The organism is Pseudomonas sp. TWP3-1 (assembly GCF_049896625.1).
GTDB lineage: Bacteria > Pseudomonadota > Gammaproteobacteria > Pseudomonadales > Pseudomonadaceae > Aquipseudomonas.
Map to the genome: position 1 here is coordinate 1 of NZ_JAFCUQ010000049.1, position 599 is coordinate 599.

At 59.3% G+C, this 599-nt stretch carries 1 protein-coding gene; it reads right to left on the reverse strand.

What is annotated here, in order from left to right; translation table 11 throughout:
* The coding region (locus ACP7BN_RS27680) for a hypothetical protein (protein ID WP_426206979.1) at positions 1-599 on the reverse strand (599 nt) is incomplete at both ends.

Below are 599 nucleotides of genomic sequence, written 5' to 3' on the forward strand. Positions count from 1 at the left end.
AACTCGATAGAATCGCCAAGCGCAGTCGTTGAGCCGCTGAAATCCGATGTACGCGTGGTCGTGCCGCCCTCTGCCGGCACAGTGATGGTCGCTATCGGTACGCCAAACTTCACCACCACGCGGTTACTCTCGACCGATACATTCCCAAGCATGTCCTTCTCGTATTGAAGGGCAAACAAGGTCTGCTCGCCCGGAGCCTGCCTCAACAGAGTGATTTGAGCCGTGCCATTGGGCTGCACCGTGCCCCACCCCAATTTCTGATTGCCAACAGTCGTAAAAACCTCGATCAGGCAGCCTTGCCAGCCACTGCAGACAATGGTCGCGATGAGGGGAACCGGGCCTGGCGCGGTGGTGATCGTCGGCTGCGGCGTTCTCACAGTGATTGGTTGTGTCACCACTGTCGAAGTCTGGCCGCCGAATGCCGAGGTCACCGAGACCACAGATGTACCCGGAGGCCAGTCGGTCGGCGAGACCAGACTGAAATTGACGCCCACTGCGGTCACGGGTGGGAATGACATCCCCGGTACGCTGATAGTGACAACCGAATAAGCCCACACCTTGCCGCTGATCGTTGGACGTTGACCGGTGGGTGCTGGGTG